A 22,215-nucleotide genomic window follows, 5' to 3' on the forward strand; every position below is an offset into this window, starting at 1 on the left:
GCCGCTCAGAAGGGGTAGACGGGCACGTCGCGGCTGACGGTGATCCAGCGCGACTCGGTGAACGCCTCGATGCTGTTGGCGGCACCGCCGAATCGGGCGCCGTTGCCCGAGGCGCCGAGACCACCGAACGGGATGTTCGCCTCGTCGCCGACGGTCTGGTCGTTGATGTGGGCGATGCCGGTGGGGATCCGCTCGGCGAGGGCGAGGCCCTTGCCGACGTCGCGGGTGAAGATGCCGAGTGACAGCCCGTACTCGGTGTCGGTGGCCAGGGCCACGGCCTCGTCGAGGGTCGAGAACTTCACGACGGGAGCGACGGGCCCGAACACCTCCCGGGCGTAGGCGGGGGCGCCGGCGGGGACGTCGGCGAGGACGGTGGGCCGGTAGAACAGGCCCTCGTACGTGCCGCCCGCGACGAGGCGGGCGCCGGCGTCCACGGACGCGGTGACCAGAGCGTGGATCTTCTCGAGCTGACCGTGGTCGATGATCGGCCCGAGCGCGACCTGCTCGGTGGCGGGGTCGCCGACGGGCAGCGCCTCGGCCTTGGCGGCGAGCTGCGCGACGTACTCGTCGTAGACGGACTCGTGCACGATGTGCCGGCCGGTGGTCATGCACACCTGGCCCTGGTGCAGGAAGGAACCGGCGGCACCGGCGGCCACCGTGGCGGCCAGGTCGGCGTCGTCGAGGACGACGATCGCGGAGTTGCCGCCGAGTTCGAGGTGGACCTTCTTGAGGTTGCGGGACGCGGCGGCGCCGACGGCGCGGCCGGCCGGGGTGGAGCCGGTGAAGGAGATGACCGGTACCCGCGGATCGTCGACGAGGGCGGCGCCGACGTCGGCGCCGGCGGGCAGCACGGACAGTACCCCGGCGGGCAGGCCGGCCTGTTCGAAGATGCGGGCGAGGGCCACGCCGCCGCAGACGGCGGTACGCGGGTCGGGCTTTAGGATCACGGCGTTGCCGAGGGCGAGCGCCGGCGCGACGGATCGGATGGCGAGGATCAGCGGGAAGTTGAACGGCGCGATGACACCGACGACACCGACGGGCACGCGCTTCGACATGCTCAGGCGCGGTGCCTCGCTGGGCAGGATCTCGCCGAGCGCGTGCGAGGGCAGGGCCGCGCCCTCGAAGCACTCCTGCGCCGCGACGTGCGTCTCGAGCTGGGCCTTGGGGCGCAGGGAGCCGGACTCGCGCATGATCCAGCGCTCGATCTCGTCGGCGTGCCGCTGCCACAGGTCGCCGGCGCGGCGCAGCACGGCGGCGCGTTCGGTGTGTGGGCGGGCCGCCCAGTCGCGCTGGGCCGCGACGGCACGGTCGACGGCGCGTTCGAGGTCGCCCTCGTCGGCGAGGCCGACGCTGCCGAGCGTCGCGCCGGTCGCCGGTTCGACGACCTTGATCTCACCGGCGCCGCCGGGGATCCAGTCTCCGGCGAAGATCTTTCCCTGCCAGATGGATTCGTCGAGAAGTGCCATCACGAACTCCTTGTGTACGGGTGCCGGACCGGCCGGCGGGCGAAGCGGGGCACGCGGCGGTCGCGGCCGTGAATGAGGGGACCGCCGAGGCGGCCGTGGGTGAGGACCGCCGAGGCGGCCGGACGAGGCGGCTGGACGCTCGCTCGGTGCCGGGGAGCGAGCCCTCCGTTGGCCCCTGAAGTATGGGTCACGTCACAATGGCGTGAAAAGCAGAATTAGCCGGTGATATTCCACAGGTCTGCTCAACAATGGTGACATGCGGGACCGCGGGCGGCACCGAAGCCGGTCGCCACCCGCGGATCCGGTGAACCTGCAGTTCAGGGGGTCGGCGCGACGGCGTCGAGAATGCCCCACGTGCGCAGGATCTCGGACGGGTCGTCCCGTCCGGGCACGGGAGGCGCGGCCGGCACGCCCGCCGGGGTGCGCGAGAAGCGAGGCGCGGGCGCAGGTTCGGGGTGACCGTCCCGGTACAGGAAGGTGCCCCGCGCGGTGAGGTGCGCGTCGGCGGGCGCCTCGGTCATCGAAAGGATGGGGGCGACACAGGCATCCGTGTCCCGGAAGACTGCCGCCCACTCGTCGCGCGGGCGGGTGGCGAACGCGGCGGCGATCCGCTCGCGCAGCTCCGGCCAGCGCCGGCGGTCCCACTGCCCCGGTAGCTCGCCGGCCGTATCGAGGCCGAGCCCCGCGAGAAGCTGCGCGTAGAAGGGTGGTTCGAGGGCCGCGACCGCGACGTGCCGGCCGTCGGAGGTCTCGTACACGTCGACGAACGGGGCCCCGGAGTCGATGAGGTTGGTGCCGCGCGCGTCCTGCCACGCGCCCCCGGCGAGCATCGAGTACGGGTTGGCCATCAGGTGCGCGACGCCGTCGACGATCGCGGCGTCGACGACCTGGCCGCGCCCGGAGCGCTGCGCCTCCCACAGCGCGGCGAGGATGCCGGATACGAGATACATTGCACCGCCGCCGAAGTCGCCGACCAGGCTGAGCGGCAGCTGCGGGGGTCCGCCGGCCCGGCCGATCGCGTGCAGCGATCCGACCAGGGCCTGATAGGTGGGGTCGTGCCCGGCGCGCTGCGCGAGCGGCCCGTCCTGGCCCCAGCCGGTCATCCGGCCGTACACCAGCTTCGGGTTGCGCGCCCAGCAGTCCTCGGGACCCAGGCCCAGGCGTTCGGTGACACCGGGCCGGTAACCCTCGATCAGCACGTCGGCCTTCTCGACCAGCGCGAGCACCGTCGCGAGCCCGTCCGGGTCCTTCAGGTCGGCACCGATCATCCGCTTGCCGCGCTGGAGGGTGTCCAGCCGCGGATCGATCGGCATGGTGAACCCGGCGCCGGCACGCTCGACGCGTACGACGTCGGCGCCCTGATCGGCGAGGAACATCGCGGCGAACGGCGCCGGTCCCAGCCCGGCCAGTTCCACGACCTTCAGGCCGGCCAGCGGGCCCGTCCGGTGTTCGGTCATCGTGATCTTCTCCTGCAGGTTCTCGGCGTCGCTAGACGCCGACGAGCTCGCCGACGGTGACGGTCTGCTTGCCCTCGGTGATGTGCGAGGCGATGAACTCCTCGTTCAGTTCGATGCCGAAGCCCGGGCCCTCGTTCGGGTAGAGCTTGCCGTCGGCGAAGATCGGCACGTTCAGGGCGATGTCCTGCGTGATCTTCTGCTCGGCGTTCTCCCACTGGTTGTTGATGATCAGCGGGCCGAGGTTCTCGTGGGTGAACTGCGACGCCCAGTTGTTGGCGATCATCAGGTGCGCCGAGGGGCTGGCCTCGAGGCCCGAGCCGATCATGCAGCCGCTCATGACGGCCATGTCGGCGAGGCGCGCCATCGTGAGCCAGCGCTGCGCCTTGAGCAGGCCACCGGCCTTCTGCATCTTGATGAACAGGCCGTCGGCGGCGCGACGTTCGATGATCTCCCGGATGTTGTGCAGCTCCTGCGCCGACTCGTCGGCGAAGATCGGCGTGTCGATGCGGCTGCGCAGGCGCGCCATGCCCTCGATGTCCCAGTGCGGGACGGGCTGCTCGATGCACTCCATGCCGTACCGGTCCAGCCGGCGCATCGTCTTCAGCGCCTGGTCGTAGTTCCAGAAGCCGTTGGCGTCGACCACGATCCGGGCGGAGTCGCCCAGTGCGGCACGGACCTCGCGGACGTTGTCCACGTCGTGGTCGGAGTTGCCGTCGGACTTGAGTTTGATCAGGCAGAAGCCCTTCTCGTGGGCCTGCACGGCCTCGGCGACCACCTGGTCGACCGGGCCGGCGGAGGCGACCCAGCCCTGCACGGAGGCGTCGGCGTTCTTCCCGCCGAGCAGCTGGTACACGGGCACGCCCAGGGCCTTGCCCTTGAGGTCGTGCAGCGCGAAGTCGACGAGGGCCTTGGCCTGGTTGTTGTCGCGGACGAAGGTGTCCATCTGCCCGACGATCTTCTCGATGTTGAGCGGATCCTGGCCGATCAGGAACGCCGGGGCGATGTGGTTCGCGATCATCGCCGTCATCGATTCCTGGGTCTCGCCCCGGTACCAGGTGGAGGTGTCGCCGCTGTCGCCGTAGCCGACGATCCCCTCGTCGGTGTGCAGCTTCAGCACGACGGAATGGATGTGGGTGATCCTGGTCCCCGGCATGAGAAACGGCTTGACCAGCGGTGTGGAAACCGGGATCAGTTCGACCTTGGTGATGATCATGCGACGTGCTCCTGAGCGGAAGAAGGGATGACGGTGGCGCCGGCGTCGGCCAGGGCCGTGAGTTCGGCGGTGTCGAGGCCGGCCTCCCGGAGGATCTCGACGGTGTGCTCGCCGACGAGCGGGGCGCGGCGCTCGACCGCGCCCGGGGTGCGGGAGAGCTTGGCGGGGATGCCGGGGACGGTGACGGCACGGCCGTTGTGCGGGTGCGTGACGGTCGGCAGCATGTCGCGGGCCCGGAAGTGGGGGTCCGCGAAGATGTCCGCGGCGTCGAGGATCGGGCCGAGCGGCACCTTGCCGCCGAGCAGCTCGATGAGTTCGGCGACGGTGCGGGTGCGGGTCCAGGCGTTGACCACCTCGTAGACGGCGTCGCGGTTGAGCCACCGGTCGTGGTCGGTGGCGAACCGCGGGTCGTCGACGAGTTCCGGCTGCCCCATGACGGCGGCGAGCTTGGCCCACTGCGGGTTGTGCGGGGCACCCAGCGCGACGACGCCGTCCTGTGCCTGCACCGTGTCGAACGGCGCGAAGCCCTGCAGCTGGTTGCCGAGCGGGCCGGGGACCCGGCCGGTGTGGCCGTAGGTGTTGACCACGACCTCGGAGATCGCGAGGACGGCGTCGGCCATGGCGACGTCGACGTACTGGCCCTGCCCGGTGCGCTCGGCGTCGCGCAGGGCGGCGAGGATCCCGAAGGCGGCGAACAGGCCCGGAACCGTGTCGCCGACACCGGAACCCACCCGGACGGGGTGCTCGGCGTCGGTACCGGTGATGGACATGAGCCCACCCATGGCCTGCGCGACGATGTCGAAGGCCGGCCAGTCCCGGTAGGGGCTGTGCCCGCCGGTCTTGTCGCCGAATCCGCGGATCGAGGCGTACACCAGGCGGGGATTGCGCGCGGCGAGGGTGTCGTAGTCGAGGCCGAAGCGGTCCATGACGCCGGCGCTGAAGTTCTCGACGAGGATGTCGGCGTCGTCGATCAGGCGCAGCAGCACGTCGCGGGCGTCGGGCTTCTTCAGGTCCAGCACGATCGACCGCTTGTTGCGGTTGGCCGACTGGAACACTCCGCCGTAGTCGCGGGGCTCGTCGTCGGAGGCGAACGGGCCGGCGTAGCGGAGGAAGTCGCCGCGCGGCGGCTCCACCTTGATCACGTCGGCCCCCTGGTCGGCGAGCAGCGACGTGCAGAACGGCCCGGCGAGGGCCTGGGTCAGGTCGATGACCCGCACCCCGTCGAGGGCGCGGCGCCGGCTGGTGCTCATGCGGTGGCCTCCCGTCCGAGCAGCGCGCGGCCGATGACGACCTTCTGGATCTGCGGGGTGCCCTCGCCGATCTCGAGTCCGGAGACGTCGCGCAGCATGGCCTGCAGCGGCAGTTCCTCGGCGAAGCCGCTGTGGCCGTGGGCGACGATGCAGTCGCGGATGGTCTGCAGCGAGACGTCGGTGGCGTAGAGCTTGGTCATCGCGGCCTCCTTCGTGAAGGGCCTGCCGGCGTCGGCGAGAGAGAGGGCGCGGTAGGTGAGCCAGCGGGCCGCCTCGAGCTTGGTGGCGTTCTCGGCGATCGGGAAGGACACACCCTGGAACGAGGCGACCGGCTTGCCGAACGCCTTGCGGGACTTGACGTAGTCGATGGTGATGTCGAGGGCCTTGCGGGCGACTCCGGTCGACATCAGGCCGATGACCGAACGGGTGTAGTCGAATTCGCTCATGACGAGCCGGAATCCGTTGCCGACGCCACCGATGACGTACTCGTCCGGGACGAAGACGTCGTCGAGGAACACACCGGCCCGGCCGAGCGGCTTCCAGCCGGCGTCCGGGAACTTCTGCATGCTCACGCCGTCGGAGTCGAGGGGCACGAGGAAGGCGGTGACGCCGGATTCCTCCGGGGTGGCGCCGCGGGCCTTGACGAAGGTGATCATCGCCTTGGCGTGCGGGGCGAAGGTGATGGACGTCTTCTCGCCGTTGAGCTTCCAGCCGCCGTCGACCTTCTCGGCCTTGGCGCGCATGGCCATCGCGTCCGAGCCGCTGCCCGGCTCGGTCAGGCCGAGGGCGACGACGTGGCGGCCCTCGACGATGCCGCGCACCCAGTCCTTCGCGACATCGGGGGCGAGGAAGCGCTCGAGCAGCGGGCCGGTGAGGTTGTTCGTGTAGGCGAGCTGGCTGAGGTAGAAGTTCGCGTAGGCCAGTTCCTCGTGGGCGATGCCGAGGTGCGTCTTGGTGAGCACCTCGCCGATGCGGCCCTGACCGCCGTTCTCCTCGGAGACGCCGAGGCCGAGGAGGCCCTGTGCGGCCATCTTCTCGGCGAGGTCCCACGGGAACTCCTCGCGGTGGGCGCGTTCGAGGTAGCTCTCGGCGTGCGGTGCCGCGAACTCGCGGACCCACTGGGCGAACTCCTCGTGTTCCGGCGCGAAGAGGACCGGCGGATGCAGGGCGTCCGTGGCAGACATTATCGATCTCCTCGAAGTGGTTGTGAATCAGCGCTTCTCATCGGAGCCGGGAACGGAACCCGGACCGCGCGCTGCCGATCAGCGCGTCGGAACCCAGTATGTCCGCAGTCACAACCTCAGAAAAGAACAGGAATCTGCTGATCGATATGAGAAATACTCAAGAATGGTCGGCGGCGCCGCTCACAGCGCGCCCACGCGGGCCGTTGCGAACGAGATGAACTCGCGTACCACCCGGCTGAGCACCACGTCGGGACGCCAGGCGATGACCAGCCGCACCGGATCGAGGTCGGGGACGTCGATCGGCAACAGCACGATCTTCAGTCCGCCGTAGGTGCGGTTGAGCTGCGGCTGGTGCAGCATGATCGTCCAGCCCAGGCCCCGGCCGACGTACGCCCGCACGGTCTCGTAGTTCGCCGACCGGTACTCGATCCGGGGCGTGAACCCGGCCCGCGCACACACCTGCATCGCGTGTGTCGACGCCGGCACCGCGTCGAGCAACACCATCGGTTCGTCCCGCACCGAGGCCAGCTCCACCGGGCCGGGCGTGGCCGCCAGCCGGTGCCCCGCCTGCACGACCAGCGCCGGCCGCCTCGTCATCAGCGTGGCGGTGCGCCATGCCGGTGGCAGCTCCAGGTCGTAGGTGATCACCGCGTCCAGCGCCCCGCCCTCGAGCCGCTCGCCCAGCTCGTCGGCCATCGCCTCCCGGAACTCGAGCGACACCCGCGGATGAAGCTCGGTGAACTCGGACAACAGCGGCGGCAGGATCGTCGGCCCGACCGTCGTGTAACACCCGACGGCGAGCCGGCCGGCGAGTTCGCCGCCCGCCCCGAGCATCTCGTCCTCGATCTCGCTCGCCTGCTGCAGCAGGGCCCGCGCCCGGGCCAGCAGCGACTCCCCCGCCGGCGTGAGGTGCACGCCGTGGGCACGGCGGCGCACGCACAGCTGCGCCGACAGCGCCTTCTCGAGTTCGGTGACCGCCAGCGACACCGCCGACTGCGACACCAGCAGCCGGTCGGCCGCCGCGCTGATCGTCCCGGTCTCGGCGACGGCGACGAAGGCGACCAGTTGCCGCATGGTGAAGGCCGGCGCCCGGTCGCTGCTCATGAATCGATCATATGGGCGGTCCGCGCCGCGCCCGTCGCGGCGGTCAGGCGTCGGGGGCGGTCGTCAGCGGCACGTCGCCGCCCGGCCGCCGGCGGGGCTCCGCGACCCGGTGCAGCCCCCGGCCCAGCTTCCCGACCCCGGTGCTGCCCGCCCCGACGGCCCGGCCGCCGAGGGTGCGGGCGCTGTCGCCGAGGGCACCGCTGACGGCCCGGACCGGGTTGCCCAGCTCCGCCAGGTTCTCGGCCACCGACGGATCCTCGGCCTCGAGGGCGCGCTCCGCGGCGCTGCCGAGCGCCGCCGCGACGTCGTCCAGGTCCGCCCGGAGCCGGGCGATGTCCTTCTTCACCCGGGCGGTCGACAGCCATCGCACCAGCTCGAACGGCTTGAGCGCGGCGTAGCTCGCCAGCCGTGCGCGGGCGCGCAGCAGCAGCCCGACGTCCCGCTCGACGCGCCCGGCGAGCGTCGTGCCGATCGCCGCGCATTCGTGCTCGAGCCGGTCCGGTTCGGTGGTGCGGATCCGCGCGAGCCGCAGCCGCTGCCACAGGTTCAGCGAGTCCTCGACGAGGACGAGCAGCTGCAACGTCTCGCCGAGCCGGTCGGTCTCCACGGCCTGCTGCAGGCAGGCCACCCGGTCCTGCGCCGGAGCGTCGGCGGCGAGCCCGTCGAGCACTTCTCCGGTGTGGGCTCGCAGCCGCCCGGCCCGATCGGCGAGTACGTCGCCGAGGCCGCGCACGGATTCCCAGTCGGTGGCGCGCAGCTGCCCGGTGGCGTCCAGGAGCCCAGCCACCCTGGTCAGCGCGTTGTGGTGGTCGACGGCGTCCCCGCCTCCGGGTGCGCCGACCAGCTCGAAGATCTCCGCGGAGAACTCGTGCACCCGCGCGACGGCGGCCTCGACCGAGACGATCGCGTCCCGCAGGGCGCGGGCGACGGCTTCGTCGGCGGGACCCGGTTCCTCGATGTGCGCGTCGTCGGCCATGGCTCCATGGTGCTACGCGCGCACGACGGGCGCAGCAGGATGCTCCGTGCCGAGCAGGTGACGGATGCCGAAGCCGGTGACCAGGGCGGTCACAAACGCCATCAGCAGGCCGCCGAGCGCCCCGATCGCCACGGTGAGCCACAGCGGCTGGCCGGGCTGCCACAGCGGCGTGCACACCACGAGGAACAGCGTGAGACCGGCCAGCCACGCACCGGCCGTCCACACGATCCAGCGCCCGGCGCGCGGGAGGTGCCGACGCAGCTCGAGCCACTGCGCGACCCCGATCGAACCCAGCAACGCCACGCCGAAGAGGACACCGAGCGCGATCGGGATCGCCACCGGCCACGCGGACCACGTCTCGTAGAAGGTCGAGGGCGACATCCCCAGCAGGTAGGCGCACGCGGCGGCGACACCCGTGCCCAGCACCCAGCGCCGGACCGACATCGCCGGCAGCCGGTGCCGCAGCACCCGCGCCTGCGACCAGCCCAGCACCGATCCCTCGACGACACCGGCCACCATCAGCGCCGGCAACGCCGCGGCACTGTCGAACAGCACGGCCCCGACGACGGCGGGAACGAGGAATCCGACGAACTCCCCCGCCGTCGCCGACACCGTCCAGTCCCGCAGCAGGCTCATCGGCCGATCCCCAGCCGTGCCGCCAGCTCCGGACCGCCGACCTGCCGGACGAAGTCCGGGTCCCCGCACACCACCAGCTGGTCGCGGGCCCGGGACAACCCCACGTACAGGCGCTCGCGCGAGCGCTCCTGGGGCTGCGTCTCGTTCACCGCGAGCACCACCGCCCGGCGCTCGAGTCCCTTGAAGCCGAGGACATGCCCGTAGAAGACCTGTTCGGTGTCCCAGAAGCTGTCCCAGTACGCCGAGTTGCCCTCGGACTGGCGCGCCACCTGCTCCGGGTGCCGGCTGCCCGTCGCGAGCAGCGCGACGTCGCCGGGCCGCCAGCCCTCCTCGAGCAGGGCGTCGATCCGGTCGTCGGCCACGGCGAGCGCCTCGTCGCCGCGGCACGCGACGAACTGCACGTCGGGGCCGTCGCCGCCGAGCAGCCGCATCCGCTGCCCGACGAGCGGGCCGAAGGTCCCCGCGATCTGCCGGGTGTTGCGCAGGTTGTGGTCGAGCACCAGCGGAACCAGCGGCACCGGGGGCCGGCCCTCCCGGTCGAACACCCGCTGCGCCTCGTCGGTGAACACGTAGATGCCGCTGGTCTCCTCGTCGCGCAGGGCGGCCATGATCGGATCCCACCAGGCGTCGGCGAAGTCCTGCGCCTCGTCGACGACGACCGCGTCGAAGCGCTGTCCCTCCGGCAGCGACCGGGCCAGCTCGGTCATCTGGGCGGGCAGGTCGTGTTCCCAGAAGCGCACGGTGTCGGCGGTGCGCAGGGCCTCGTCGGGACCCTCGGCGGCCCCCCACAGCCGGCCGAGGGCGTGGAACTCGCCGACGTATGCGGGCCGCTTCTTCCGGTTCCACGTCGCGGTGATCCGCTGCAGGTACGACGCGAGGCCGTGCGAATAGCAGATCAGCGCGACCCGCTGGTGCTGCTCGGCGAGGCGCCGGGCCTGCTCGAGGGCGAGGAACGTCTTGCCTGTGCCGGCGCCGCCGCGCACCTCGACCCGGGTCAGCAGGCGGGTCGCGTCGAGGATGACGGCCTGCTGCTCGGTGAGCCGGTCCGCGGCGTCCTCGTTGGCGACGGCACGCGAAACCACGTCGCGCTGCGGCAGGCCACGGCCCGCGAGCACCTCGGCGAACTGGTCGACGCCGTCGGCGACGAGGGCCGGCCGGTCGAGTTCCTGCTTGTCGAGCACCGCGCGCAGCCGTTCGGCGATGCTGCCGAGGTCGTTGCGGTCGATCACCTTCCAGCGGGGGCACTCGGGCAGGGCGAAGTCGGCGCGGACCTCGGTGTTGGGCAGGACGACGAAGTGGTCCCAGCGCAGCCGGCCCTGCGTCCAGCGGGGGTCGGCCTCGACGTAGCGGCGCAGCGCGTAGCAGGACTGCATCACCTGCCGGACCGGATCGATCGACCGGTCCTTGCCCTGCCGGGCCTGCACCCACTGGAAGCCGTCGTGCCACACCTGGCCGCCCTTGACCTCGAGGCACGCGATGCCGTGGCCCTCGAGGGCTAGGACGAAGTCGATCTCGTGGTCCTTGAGATGGTCGGTGACGCGCAGGCCCGCGGCGACGAGATCACCGTCGCCGAGCTGCCGGACGAGCGCGTCCCAGACGACGCGTTCGGCGTCGTTCGCCAACAGCGGATGCTCGGGTCTGCGGATCGGCATGCGCTCAGCTTGGCACGCGCACCCATGCCTGCTCGAGCAATGCGGTCACCTCGGCCTCGTGCCGGGCCCGGTAGGCGCTGAGCACCCGGCGCGGCCGGGTCTCGTCGCCCAGGCCGACGGCGGCGGCGAAGGCCGGCGCGACGCCCTCGTCCGGCACGATCTCCGGGGCCGAGTGGCCGATGAGGGCGAGCGCCTTGCGCAGCGGTTCGGCGTTGTCGGCGACGGTGCGCAGCGGCAGCACGTCGAACCGGCCGCCGGGGTGGAACTCGAGGAACATCTCGTTGCCCTCGTCCACCCCGAGGTCCTCGAGAAACCGTCGCACGCTGCCGAGATGGGGGGACGCGCCGGTCCAGCGCACGACCTGGGTGCCCAGCCGGGACGACAGGGAGACCTCGCGGCCCGGCGCGCAGCCGATGACCCCCGCGACCGCGGACGGCACCGGGAAGTCGGCACCGCGCAGGTGGTCACGCGTGGCGGTGACCCGCAGCCGCCACACGTCGCCGAGGCGGTAGAGGCGGCGGGTGCGGTGCGGCGGCTTGATGCTCACGTGGGTGCGGCGGCGCCGGCGCACCCGGCCGTCGACGATCTCGAAGTCACCGCTGCCGGCGAAGATGCGGGCGCTGGTCGGCGACACCCCGAAACGCTCGACCAGACGGTCGACGACGCGGTCCAGGTCGGCGGATCCGCCGTCGGCGTCGACGATCCGGGCGATGCGGCCGCGCACCGCGCCCGCCTCGTCGGTCTCCCATTCGCTGAGTGACCACCTGCCGTCCTCGGAGAGCGTGAACCGTTCGTCTGCGCCGATCGCGTCGATCACGGCGGCGGGACCCGCGGGGGTGCCCATGCGGTCGACGAGCTCCGCGGCCGGCAGCGGATCCCCGATCACCTCGAGAACCGCCGCGGCATGATCGGCGAACGCGGACCGCCGGGTCAGAGCGCGGCCCTCGAACATCGGTACACCGCACCGGCGCAGCCACGCGGCGAACTCCGCGGCGGGCAGGTCCCACACGACAGCGACGGCCGCGGGTTCGACGACCCCGTTCGGGGATTCGAACTCGGCGAGCAGCGCGTGGGTGCGCCGCTCGGCCTCGGCCAGACCGGGCACGGCGACCCACCCGTCGACCACCTCGAAGCGGTCGTCGAGGCGGGCGAGAGCCCGCCACAGCGGCACGTCGAGCCCGGGGACGGGCTGGGCCAGCTCCGGCCGCAACCCCAGCATCCGGTCGAGGGCGGCGACGGGGCGCACGTCCACGCGCAGCGCCGCGAGCAGGTCGCCGACGGCGGTACCGAACGCGAAGGTCGACGGGGCGTCCGGGTCGGGCGGCTCGTCGCCGAGGACGCGGCGGCGGATCGCGTCGCGCTCGGGCGCGGACAGCCCGGCGACGTACGCGGCGAGTTCGTCGAGCGCGCGGTGGGGCGCCGGCACGGGCAGGTCACGCGCGGTCAGGGCGGCGATGCGCGCGGCGACCTGCTGGATCTCCTCGGGGGTGCCGTCCTCGAGCTCGACCCGCACCAACGGCCGGTCGGGGTCGGCGCGCAGCCCGCGCCACCGCGCGAGCGCGACGAGGTCGTCGATCAGCAGCGACAGCGCCGGCGGGAGCGTGGGGGCGTCGGTCGCCACCCGCAGCGACGCCGGGTCCCGCAGGATCGCGAGGACGAGGACGGCCTGCACGATCTGGTGCACGGTCTCCGGGCCCGCACCGCGCACGGAGAACAGGGCGGCGGGCGTGTAGCCGAGCAGGCCGGCGGTGGTCGCCGCGCGGGGCAGCCGCGCGACGGTGGCGGCGGCGCGGGTGCCGAGCCCGAGCGCCGCGACGGGGACGTCGACGGTGTCGGCGATTCCCGTGGAGAACGCGAGATCGGGGTGCTCGGTGACGTAGATGCGGGCCAGTTCCCCACAGATCGCCACGACGTCGGCGGAGGCGGCGGTCTCCGCCGGGGACCGGCGTTCCCACCAGCGTTCGTCGGGGACGAGGGCGGCCAGTTGCGCGTTGCGGGCCGAGCCGTACCGGTCGAGCCACGGCATCAGGTCGAGCCAGACGTACTCGCTGAGCATCCCGGGGGACAGTGCAGTCGACCACAGCGACACGACCCGGTGCTCCTCTTCGATGCGCGACAGGCGACCGCGGTCTCGTGCGGAACGCCCGTCGGGGACTCTACCGGCCGGCGGTCCGGCCGTCGTACGACGACCGGATCAGCCGAGTTCGTCGGCGCGCCGGACCAGCATGTCCCGCAGGCGGGCCGTGTCCCGGTCGTCGAACCCGATCTCGGCGACGCGGTCGAGGCCGCCGGCGATCCCGCGCCGGATCCCGTCGAGCATCCGGACGACGGCGCGTTCGGGCACGCCGAGCCGGCCACCGGACTCGACGAAGTGGCGGCGGGTGAGCTTGTTGGCCTTGCCGTACAGGTCGAGGGCCATCGGGTCGCGCCAACCGAGGTAGGGCTGGGTGCACAGGAGGTCGTACGCCGGGGTGACGGCCCACAGCCCGGCCTCGGTCAGGTGGATGGAGAAGTTCTTCCCGTGCAGGTCGCCGTTGCCGACGGCGTACGAGTAGGCCACGAGCCGCAGCAGTTCGAGGGTGGCGACGCGGGCCGATCCGCCGCCGCGCTCGCACGCGGCGGCCAGCGCCTCGACGACGCGTTCGGTCTTCAGCCGGTACTTGGCCGCCGGGTAGACACCGAGGACCTGGCAGGCGTCCTCCTGCGCGGTGCGGTGGACGGTGTGGCCGGGACCGATCCATCGGTCGAAGCGGGCGACGAGCAGTCCCGCGTTGCCCCTGCGGTCGTAGACGAGCTGATGCCCGGCGACGGCGAGGCCGCAGGCGGTCGCGAGACCCATGAAGAAGTGCTCGTTCTCGACCAGGCGGGGGTAGCCGCGGGGCGGTGCGAGTTTGAGGATGGCGGGGCCCTGCACCGTCGCGACGGGGGCGGAGTACATCTGGGCCGACACCTTCGCCTGCACTCCCGGCAGGGAGGTCGGGTCGAGGACGACGGACTCGTGGCCGGAGATCCGGTCGAACAGCTCGTGCAGGTCCTCGCGCCGGACGGCATCCGGGTCGAGCAGGAGCGTCGACGTCGGGGGCCGAGCGCCGGCGGGGAGCACCCGCACATCGCCGATGGTGTCCGCGCCGACCGCCATGAGGATGGTGAGATGGTCGTCTTCGGAGGTCTTGGTGGCGGCGACGGCGCCGCGGAGCCGGATGCCCTCCGGCAGCAGGCCGGCGAAGAACGGGGGCACGCTGCCGCCGCCGGCGCGGACCTCCTCCCCGGTCTTCGGCACCGTCCACGCGAGGGGGGGAGCGGCCGGATCGTCGAGGTAGTCCTGCGCGTACCGGAACACGACATCGTGGCCGTCCCGAGTGAGGTGCCCGGCCAAGCGGTCGCCCTTGTACACGTCGGCGCTGTCGACGGCGACCAGGCGTTCGACCACCGCGCTCACCCGGCCCGGTCGCCGCGCGTGGTGAGGGTCAGGTCGCAGCCCAGCGCGTCGGCGATCGCCACGACGAGGTCGAGTTGCACGGTGGCGCGGCCGGACTCGAGCGACTGGACGCTCGAGCGCGACACCCCGGCGAGGTCGGCCAGCTCGGACTGGGTGAGGCCGAGCCGGTGCCGCCGGTCGACGAAGTGGTCACCGAGACCGCCGCGTCCCGTGCGGGCGCGACGGCGGGGCGTGGCCACGGCGCCTCCTACCTGTGCTTGCGACGGCATGCTTTGCGTCGAGTGTGCCGTCGCTACACGCAGTTGTCCAGGGCTATGCCTGCAATGGCAAGCTCAAGAGTCGCAAAGCCGGCCCGTCCACGGGAGTTCGTGGCTTCGGCCTGGCCTCGCAAGCCCAGGGGTGCGGCCGGTCAGGGCGTGACGCGATCCGGCTCGACCTCGAGCTGGGCCGCGGGCCGAAGCCGCAGCAGCACCAGGCCCGCGACCGACGCCACGATCAGTGAGCCGACGGCACCGTGCACGTGCAGCGCGTTGACGGCGATCCCGGCGCCGACCAGACCCGCCAGCAGCGCACACCACAGAACGACTTTCGCGACCACCATGACCCAAGCACCTTCCCGAGGCCCCCCGCCCGACTACGAAGAATAGTGCGCTGGGTCACACGATCGCGGGAGGGGCGCGGCGTGTCCGCTCGCCGGAGGTGCGGGGCACACGCCGCGCAGCGGCACAGGGCACACGCCGCGCAGCGGCACAGGGCACACGCCGCGCAGCGGCACAGGGCACACGCCGCGCAGCGGCACAGGGCACACGCCGCGCAGCGGCACAGGGCACACGCCGCGCAGCGGCACAGGGCACACGCCGCGCAGCGGCACAGGGCACACGCCGCGCAGCGGCACAGGGCACACGCCGCGCAGCGGCACAGGGCACACTGTTGCCCATGAACTCGGAGGAGATCCTGCGCCCTCTCGAGGGCATCCGCGTCCTCGAACTCGGCAACTACATCGCCGCACCCACCGCGGGCCGGCTGCTCGCCGACTTCGGCGCCGAGGTCATCAAGGTCGAACGTCCCCGCACCGGCGACGAACTGCGCAACTGGCGCCTGTACGCCGGGGACACGTCGATGCTGTACCGCACGGTGAACCGCAACAAGAAGTCCATCGTGGTGGACCTGCGTACCGACGCGGGCCGGGCCGTGATCCTCGATCTGGTGCGCCACTGCGACGTGCTGCTCGAGAATTTCCGGCCGGGCACCCTGGAGAAGTGGGGCATGGGCCCCGAGGTGCTGTCGGAGATCAAGCCCGACCTGGTGATCACCCGGATCTCCGCGTTCGGCCAGACGGGGCCCCTCGCGGATCGCCCCGGATTCGCGGCCGTCGCCGAGGCCGTCGGCGGGTTCCGCGAACTCGTCGGGGACCCGGACCGGCCGCCGGTGCGGGTCGGGGTGTCGATCGGCGACTCCATCGCCGGGCTGTACGCGGCCTTCGGCTCGGTCACGGCGCTGCTGCAGCGGCAGCTGATCGGGTCGCTGCCGATGGTGAACCGGGTCGTCGACGTCGCCCTGAACGAGTCGATGCTGTCGATGATGGAATCGCTGATTCCCGACTACCTCGCCTACGGCGTCCGGCGCGAACGGGTCGGCGGCCGCATGGAGGGCATCGCCCCCTCGAACGCTTACCCCTGCTCGGACGGCACCTCCGTGATCATCGCCGGCAACGCGGACGCCATCTTCCAGCGCTACATGCGCACCATCGAGCGGCCCGACCTCGCCGACGATCCCGGCCTGACCACCAACCACGGGCGGTGGGACCGGCGGGAGGAACTCGACGCCGCGATCGCCGACTGGACGCGGCGCCGGCCGCGCGACGAGGTGCTCGGGATCCTCGAGGCCGCGGGGGTGCCGTGCGGGCCGATCTACACGGCGGCCGACATCGTCGACGACGAGCAGTACCGGGCCCGGAACATGATCCAGCACTTCGCCGTCGACGTCGGCGAGGACGAGCCGAAACAGGTCGGGTTCCCGGGCATCGTGCCCGTGCTCGGCGGCCGGTCGCTGCCGATCCGCAACGTCGGGCCGGACCTGGGCGAACACACCCGCGAGATCCTCGGCGGCCTGCTCGGCCGGACCGAGGCCGAGATCGACGAGCTCCTGGAGGTGGTGTCGTGAGCGGTGGTGTCGTGAGGGCCGGGGCACCGCAACTGCGCGACGTGACCCTGCGCGACGGGCTGCAACTGACCGGCAAGGTGCTGCCCGTCGAGCGCCGGGCACAGATCGTCCGTGCCCTGCTGGCCGCCGGCGTGCCGCAGCTCGAGATCGGCTCGATGGCCCGGCCCGATCTGGTGCCCCCGATGGCCGGCACCGTCGAACTGATCGGGATGCTCACGCCCGAGGAACTCGACCGCTGCTACATCTGGGTGGCCACGCCGCGGCACGTGGAGAAGGCGGCCGCCGCCGGCGCCCGGCACTTCCAGTACTGCCTGTCGGTGTCGGATGCACACAACCGTGCCAACATCGGCCGGGACGCCGACGCGAGCCTCGCCGCGATGCCCGCCGCGGTGGAGCACGCCCGCGCTGCCGGCGGCAGCATCCAGCTCTGCCTGGCCACGGCGTTCACCTGCCCGTTCGACGGGCCTGTCGACCCCGATCGGGTGCTCGAGATCGCGTGCGACCCCCGCGCCGACGGCGCCGCCGACATCGTCCTGGCGGACACCCTCGGCCAGGCCGTGCCGGCGCAGGTCGCGGCGCTGGTGTCCCGGGTGCGCGACGACTCCCCCGCCCGCCGCATCGTCTTCCACGGCCACGACACCTGGGGTCTGGGCGTCGCCAACAGCCTCGCGGCGATCGGGGCGGGCGCCGCGGTGGTGGACGGTTCACTCGGCGGTCTCGGCGGCTGCCCGTTCGCCCCCGGCGCGAGCGGCAATACCGCGAGCGAGGACCTGCTCTTCGCCACCCGGCCCCCCTGGCTGACCCCGGCGGTGTTCGCCGACCTGGTCCGGCTCGGGGAGTCCGTCGTCGCCGACCTGGGCGAGCCGAACCGCTCCCGCGCTGCGCAGGGGGCCCGATCCGAGGCCGCGGCGTTCGAATGGGTGGTGAACCGGTGAGGGTGCTGATCGCTCCGGACAGTTTCAAGGGCACGTACCGGGCCGCGGAGGTCGCCGAGGAGGTGGCGGCCGGCGCGGAATCCGCTGGGCTCGAGGCGATCCGGATGCCGGTGGCCGACGGCGGCGACGGCACCCTCGACGTGCTCACCGGCGCGCTCGGCCTCGAGCCGATCGAGATGGAATCCGTGAACCCCTGGCGAGCACCGTGCTCGGGATCGTTCGGACTCGGCGAGGACGGCACCGCAGTCGTCGAACTCGCCACCTTCAGCGGAATCACCACACCGCACAAGGGCTTCCGTGATCCGATGACGGCGGACACCTACGGCACCGGGCTGGCGATGGTCGAGGCACTGCGGCGCGGCGCCACGCACATCGTCGTCGCGGCCGGCGGGTCGGCCACGACCGACGGCGGGCTCGGCGCGATCACCGCCATCGTGGAGGCCGGCGGCCTGGGCACCGCCACCGTCACGGTGCTGACGGACGTGACCACCCGCTACGCCGACGCCGCCGTGGTGTTCGGCCCGCAGAAGGGCGCCGACGAGACGGCCGTGGAGCGGCTCACGCGGCGCCTCGAGGACGCGGCCGTGACGCTTCCGCGGGATCCGCGCGAGGTCGACGGCACCGGCGCGGCCGGCGGTTTCGCCGGCGGCATGTGGGCGCAGTTCGGCGCGGACCTGCGCTCGGGAGCCGAATTCGTGCTCGACGCCGTCGGTTTCGAGGCGGCCCTCGCCGGCGCCGACCTCGTCGTCGTCGGCGAGGGCCGCCTCGACGGACAGTCCCGTGCCGGAAAGATCGTCTCGGCGATCCTCGCCCGGGTCCACACGGTGCCGGTGGTGGCGGTGGTGGGATCCGTCGGCGACGACCTCGGTGACTACCGCGACCGATTCGCGGAGATCATGGTCGCCACCGATCTCGACGCCATGCGTGCGGCCGGCGCCCGGCTCGCACGCCGCGCCTGAATCGAACGATATTCCGGGGGAACGTCATTCGCACGGGGGTGCGGTGACGGTCGTCGTCGGCGGCGTCGGGCCGGGGTGGGGGCCGAGATCGGGGTCGGACGCCCGCACCGACCAGCCCGCGGGACGGATCTGGGGCTCCTGCGCGGCCGGAGTGTCGCGCCCCAGGCACGGAACCGCGGACGGCGTCCCGGTCTCCGGCGAGAGGCTGGTCTGCGGTGCGGGCACGGACCGGACGGCGTCGGCCGAGCGCGGCGGCTCGGACGGTCCGGCCCCACCGATGGCGACGGCCAGCCCGCCGCCGAGCAGCACGGCCAGCGCGACGAGGGCCGACACCAGCACCGCCACCCGGCGGCCCGGGGAAGGTGCCGGGGCCGGCGGCCGATCGGTGTGGGCGGCCACGAGCGCGGCTCCGGTGGCCCGGTGCCACGGCACGCCGTGCGGGGTCACGAACGGCACGCCGAGCACCGCGGACAACTCCCGGGCGACCGCGGCGTCGCCGGGTCGCAGGTCCAGGAAGGCCAGCGCCTCCGGCGCCACCCCGGCCCGCGCCACGGCCTCGTCCGCGGCCTCCGGCAAGGCCGGGGCGATCCCACCGAAGTCGTCCTCCGCCACGGCGACCGACGCGAGGACCGCCCCCGAACGGATGTCGGCGACCGACGCGGTCGTGGCCGCATCGTCGCGGCCGATCAGTGCCACCACCCGTACACCCTCGAGTTCCGGGGCCGCGGCGAGGAAGGCCAGCCGGGCCTCGTCGACCCCCACGGCCTGCACCGGCACCGCGGAGTCCGGCACGACCGCCTCGGACGCCACCAGTCCGGCGCGGGCGAACCGCACCCCGGCCCGCGCGGCCCGCTCGGTCATCACCGCGAGCGCCCGGCGCACCGCCTCCGCGTCCGCGCCTTCGCCGGCGGCCCACCGCTGCGTGTCGAACGGTCCGAGCGCCGGAACGTCGGCATCCACGAGCACCGCACAGACCTCACCGGCATCGATCGCAACGCCGAGCACCGCACGCATCACTGCCCTTCCGCCGACGGGACGATGCCCGAGCGTAACGCACCGTGGCGGAAGGACGTGGCGTCCGAAACCGCTGTCGCTACTCCTTCTCCCCCGCCCTGCGCGTCGTGAACGGCAGCACGAGCCGGGACCGGTGGGCGGCGTCCCGGTAGATCTTGTGGGTGACCGGGCGGCCCACCGGCAGGTGGAACGCATCCGGCGGGAGCAGCGCGTTGTGCTCGTCGGCCAGCGGCTCCCCGTTGGACAGCTCCACGGTCAGCTTGTGACCCGGCTGGAAGGTGTTCGCGAACGGGTAGAGGCGCAGCACGTACTCCTCGATCTTCCCGGGCTCGACCGGCACAGCGCGGGTGTGCGGGTGGTACGGGTTGCCCTCGGTGGTGCGCTCGTCCAGCTCGCGGTGCGAGGCCTTCAGATAGCCGGTGGTGATCAGCTGGCGCTTGCCGCCCGGGGCGTAGTCCCACAGGCGCAGGATGAAGTTCGAGTCCGGCTGGTCGATTTCCGCGAAGATGTGCGCGGCACCGGTGCCGATCATCTCCGTGGACTCCTCGAACACCGGGGTCTCCCACCTCAGGATCTCGACCTTGTCGGTGACGGTCAGCGGGGCCTGATAGAAGCCGTCCGGGGCGGCGTACTGCGCACCCATCGGCTCCGGCTCGGTGGAGAGCTTGCCGCGCGGGCGCAGGTAGAGGGACGTGTATTCGATGTCCTTCGGCGGCCACTGGTTGCCGGTCACCCGCTCACGCGAGCCCTCGACGAAGACGCTCACCGCGGGCTCGTCCATGATCCCGTTGTCGATGCCCTTGATCCAGTAGTCGTACCAGCGGAACATCTTGTCGTGCTCCTCGATGAAGGGGCGCGACTGCATGGGCGGGTACGGGCCGATGTCCAGCTTCTTCGGACCCTTCAGCGCGTCGAAGAGTTCGATCGTGCCGTCCATCGTCCAGCCGCGACCCTGGTCGATCTGCAGATAGACCGGGATGTCGATGTTCGGGGCCAGAGTGATGGGGTTGCGCTCCTCGTACCACTCGCCGTCCAGCTCGTTCATCACGATGTCGAACCAGGCCTCGTGGTGCTTCGGGTAGTTCAGCACGTGGACCAGGTTCGGCCAGGCGGCCACATCCGGATCCTCGAGGCGCTCGGCGACGCGCTCCCTGATCTCCTCCGGGGAGTACGTCTCGAGCATGCGGGACTTGACGTTGTCGGTGAAGGCCCAGCCGGAGTCGCCGCCGCGGCCCTCGCGGGCGGCCCGCGGCATGAACCACATGATGCCGCCGTGGTAGGTGGTCTCGTAGAAGTCGTAGTGGCCGCCGCTGACGAAGATCGCCTTCAGATGCGGCGGACGCTCCGCGGCGGCGAGCACCTGCATCGACCCGAAATAGGAGATGCCGATCATGCCGACGTTGCCGTCGCACCACGGCTGCTCGGCGACCCACTCGATGAAGTCGTAGGCGTCCTGCCCCAGCGGCACGCCGCCGGCGTTGTAGTTGCCGATGTGTTCGCCCTCGGAGGCGCCGGAGCCGCGCAGGTCGCCGATCACGTGAACGTAGCCCTCCGCGACGACGCGGGCGATGTCCCCGGCTTCGATGCAGCCGTCCCACATCGGGCTGGGGCGACGCTGCGGCGGCGTCGTGAGGGCGAGCGCCTGCAGCTCCTTGCCGTAGGGGCTCAGCGCGACCAGCGCCGGTCGAGGCTTGTCGTCGACACCCTGGTAGGCGTCTGCCGCCAGCTCGATCCCGTCCCGCATCGGGACCCGGAGATCCTTGTGGATGTGGATGGTCTGCCCACCCGCGTCGAATTCTTCGAAATCGGCCATGAGTCTGCGACTCCTATCCTCTGTCAAGACTTCTGGGTGAACTGTGTGCGGTAGCCGTGCAGCGACGTGAAGAACGGGGACGGTTCGAGCGTCGGATCCCCCTCGTAGCCGAGTTCCTCCGCCACCGGCGCGAACGGCGAGTACGCCGAGTCCGTCTCCTGCAGACCGGCGCACAGGCACCGATGGGCCGCGCCGCGGACGCCGCCCTCGATGTCCACACTCTCCCGGAGTGCCTCGGCAGCCTGGTCCCGATCGAGTTCGACGCCGTACGCGACACCGTCCGCCCGACGGTACGGATGCCCCAGGTACAGGTGATTCGGGCGGATCTCGTCCCGCAGGTACTGCAGGCTCGACCGGTACGCGTCCGGATCCTCGTAGCCGGGGAAGCCGTTGGCCGCCCCGTGGACCTGCACGGCGTCGCCGACGAACACGGAGTTCTGCCCCTCGACGACGTACGCGACCGATCCTGCGGTGTGCCCGGGGATGGAATGCACCGAGACGGTGACGTCGCCGCCGAGGGACAGCCTTTCGCCGCCCCGCACCAGCATCGTCGGCTCCATCTCCCCGGAGATGACGGCCTCCGCGGTGGCGGTCTGCTTCGCAGCGCCCTCGGGATCGTGCAGGTACTGCCCACGCACCGACAGGTACTCGTCGACGTGGGCCCGCCGCGAGCGCAACAGGTGCGCGTCGGCCTCGTGGATCACGACCCGGGCCCGTCTGCCGGTGAGTTCCCACAGGGCGTGCGCCCCACCGATGTGGTCGATGTGGCCGTGGGTCAACAGGATCCAGCGCACGTCCTCGATCCTGCGCCCGAGAGCCTCGAGCGCAGGAGCCATGCCCTCGGCGGGCGACGAGGCGATCCCGGTGTCGACGATCGCCGGCTCCGGGGCGTCGATGAAGAAGCTGTAGAGACCGAATCGACCCCACGGCGAGACGAGCGGATGAATCTTCACG

At 72.1% G+C, this 22,215-nt stretch carries 19 protein-coding genes; 3 read left to right on the forward strand and 16 right to left on the reverse strand.

All coding sequences use genetic code 11. From position 1 onward, the window contains the following. Positions 1 to 5: 5 nt before the first annotated feature. From A4U64_RS15655 to A4U64_RS15715, 13 genes are all read right to left on the reverse strand, one after another. Entirely contained in the window at positions 6 to 1,466 is a 1,461-nt protein-coding gene (locus tag A4U64_RS15655) for a benzaldehyde dehydrogenase (RefSeq protein ID WP_065922799.1), read from the reverse strand. A 317-nt stretch (positions 1,467 to 1,783) separates the two neighbouring features. Next, positions 1,784 to 2,923 carry a CaiB/BaiF CoA transferase family protein gene (locus A4U64_RS15660; RefSeq protein WP_043799283.1) on the reverse strand — a complete coding sequence of 380 codons (1,140 nt, stop codon included), beginning with the start codon at positions 2,921 to 2,923 and terminating at the stop codon, positions 1,784 to 1,786. Between the two features lie 31 nt (positions 2,924 to 2,954). Continuing rightward, positions 2,955 to 4,136, reverse strand: coding sequence for a mandelate racemase/muconate lactonizing enzyme family protein (locus A4U64_RS15665; protein WP_006939130.1), 1,182 nt, complete (start codon positions 4,134 to 4,136; stop codon positions 2,955 to 2,957). After that, positions 4,133 to 5,386, reverse strand: a complete 1,254-nt coding sequence (locus A4U64_RS15670) for a CaiB/BaiF CoA transferase family protein (RefSeq protein ID WP_065922800.1) — start codon at positions 5,384 to 5,386, stop codon at positions 4,133 to 4,135. Before A4U64_RS15670 ends, A4U64_RS15665 begins: the two co-directional genes overlap by 4 nt. Further along, entirely contained in the window at positions 5,383 to 6,570 is a 1,188-nt protein-coding gene (locus A4U64_RS15675) for an acyl-CoA dehydrogenase family protein (RefSeq protein WP_050034903.1), read from the reverse strand. Before A4U64_RS15675 ends, A4U64_RS15670 begins: the two co-directional genes overlap by 4 nt. A 180-nt stretch (positions 6,571 to 6,750) precedes the next feature. Then, positions 6,751 to 7,674: a LysR substrate-binding domain-containing protein gene (locus A4U64_RS15680; protein ID WP_006939143.1), complete on the reverse strand. Its 924-nt coding sequence runs from the start codon at positions 7,672 to 7,674 to the stop codon at positions 6,751 to 6,753. A gap of 43 nt (positions 7,675 to 7,717) precedes the next feature. Further along, positions 7,718 to 8,650, reverse strand: coding sequence for a hypothetical protein (locus A4U64_RS15685; protein ID WP_029542573.1), 933 nt, complete (start codon positions 8,648 to 8,650; stop codon positions 7,718 to 7,720). Between the two features lie 12 nt (positions 8,651 to 8,662). Then, positions 8,663 to 9,286, reverse strand: a complete 624-nt coding sequence (locus tag A4U64_RS15690) for a hypothetical protein (protein WP_050034902.1) — start codon at positions 9,284 to 9,286, stop codon at positions 8,663 to 8,665. Continuing rightward, positions 9,283 to 10,938 (reverse strand): nuclease-related domain-containing DEAD/DEAH box helicase, encoded by a 1,656-nt coding sequence (locus A4U64_RS15695; RefSeq protein ID WP_029542569.1) that lies wholly within the window; start codon positions 10,936 to 10,938, stop codon positions 9,283 to 9,285. The genes A4U64_RS15690 and A4U64_RS15695 overlap by 4 nt, the downstream gene beginning before the upstream one ends. Positions 10,939 to 10,942: 4 nt before the next feature. Continuing rightward, positions 10,943 to 13,027 (reverse strand): hypothetical protein, encoded by a 2,085-nt coding sequence (locus tag A4U64_RS15700; RefSeq protein WP_050034901.1) that lies wholly within the window; start codon positions 13,025 to 13,027, stop codon positions 10,943 to 10,945. A 105-nt stretch (positions 13,028 to 13,132) separates the two neighbouring features. Continuing rightward, positions 13,133 to 14,368, reverse strand: a complete 1,236-nt coding sequence (locus tag A4U64_RS15705) for a type II toxin-antitoxin system HipA family toxin (RefSeq protein ID WP_065923509.1) — start codon at positions 14,366 to 14,368, stop codon at positions 13,133 to 13,135. Positions 14,369 to 14,373: 5 nt separating this feature from the next. After that, positions 14,374 to 14,616 carry a helix-turn-helix transcriptional regulator gene (locus A4U64_RS15710; RefSeq protein ID WP_006941585.1) on the reverse strand — a complete coding sequence of 81 codons (243 nt, stop codon included), beginning with the start codon at positions 14,614 to 14,616 and terminating at the stop codon, positions 14,374 to 14,376. Between the two features lie 170 nt (positions 14,617 to 14,786). After that, positions 14,787 to 14,978, reverse strand: coding sequence for a hypothetical protein (locus A4U64_RS15715; RefSeq protein ID WP_006941589.1), 192 nt, complete (start codon positions 14,976 to 14,978; stop codon positions 14,787 to 14,789). Positions 14,979 to 15,313: 335 nt separating this feature from the next. Here A4U64_RS15715 and A4U64_RS15720 point away from each other — a divergent pair, with 335 nt between their 5' ends. Genes A4U64_RS15720 through A4U64_RS15730 form a run of 3 tightly spaced genes read left to right on the forward strand, consistent with a single transcriptional unit; the run spans position 15,314 to position 18,434 of the window. Beyond that, complete coding sequence (locus A4U64_RS15720; protein WP_006943021.1) at positions 15,314 to 16,540, forward strand: CaiB/BaiF CoA transferase family protein; 1,227 nt, start codon at positions 15,314 to 15,316, stop codon at positions 16,538 to 16,540. Further along, positions 16,537 to 17,475, forward strand: coding sequence for a hydroxymethylglutaryl-CoA lyase (locus A4U64_RS15725; RefSeq protein WP_157127589.1), 939 nt, complete (start codon positions 16,537 to 16,539; stop codon positions 17,473 to 17,475). The genes A4U64_RS15720 and A4U64_RS15725 overlap by 4 nt, the downstream gene beginning before the upstream one ends. Continuing rightward, positions 17,457 to 18,434, forward strand: a complete 978-nt coding sequence (locus A4U64_RS15730) for a glycerate kinase (RefSeq protein ID WP_050034900.1) — start codon at positions 17,457 to 17,459, stop codon at positions 18,432 to 18,434. The genes A4U64_RS15725 and A4U64_RS15730 overlap by 19 nt, the downstream gene beginning before the upstream one ends. Before the next feature lie 24 nt (positions 18,435 to 18,458). On the opposite strand, the gene A4U64_RS15735 is transcribed toward A4U64_RS15730, so the two are convergent. The 3 genes from A4U64_RS15735 to A4U64_RS15745 all read right to left on the reverse strand — a co-directional run bounded on the left by A4U64_RS15735 (position 18,459) and on the right by A4U64_RS15745 (position 22,214). Then, the gene (locus tag A4U64_RS15735; protein WP_065922801.1) at positions 18,459 to 19,448 is read right to left on the reverse strand and encodes a hypothetical protein; all 990 of its coding nucleotides are present in this window, start codon (positions 19,446 to 19,448) and stop codon (positions 18,459 to 18,461) included. A 79-nt stretch (positions 19,449 to 19,527) separates the two neighbouring features. Beyond that, positions 19,528 to 21,261: a CocE/NonD family hydrolase gene (locus tag A4U64_RS15740; protein WP_065922802.1), complete on the reverse strand. Its 1,734-nt coding sequence runs from the start codon at positions 21,259 to 21,261 to the stop codon at positions 19,528 to 19,530. Positions 21,262 to 21,284: 23 nt separating this feature from the next. Continuing rightward, the gene (locus A4U64_RS15745) at positions 21,285 to 22,214 is read right to left on the reverse strand and encodes an MBL fold metallo-hydrolase (protein WP_232334092.1); all 930 of its coding nucleotides are present in this window, start codon (positions 22,212 to 22,214) and stop codon (positions 21,285 to 21,287) included. Position 22,215 lies beyond the last annotated feature (1 nt).

The organism is Rhodococcus sp. WB1 (assembly GCF_001700945.1).
Taxonomy (GTDB): Bacteria; Actinomycetota; Actinomycetes; order Mycobacteriales; family Mycobacteriaceae; genus Rhodococcus; species Rhodococcus aetherivorans.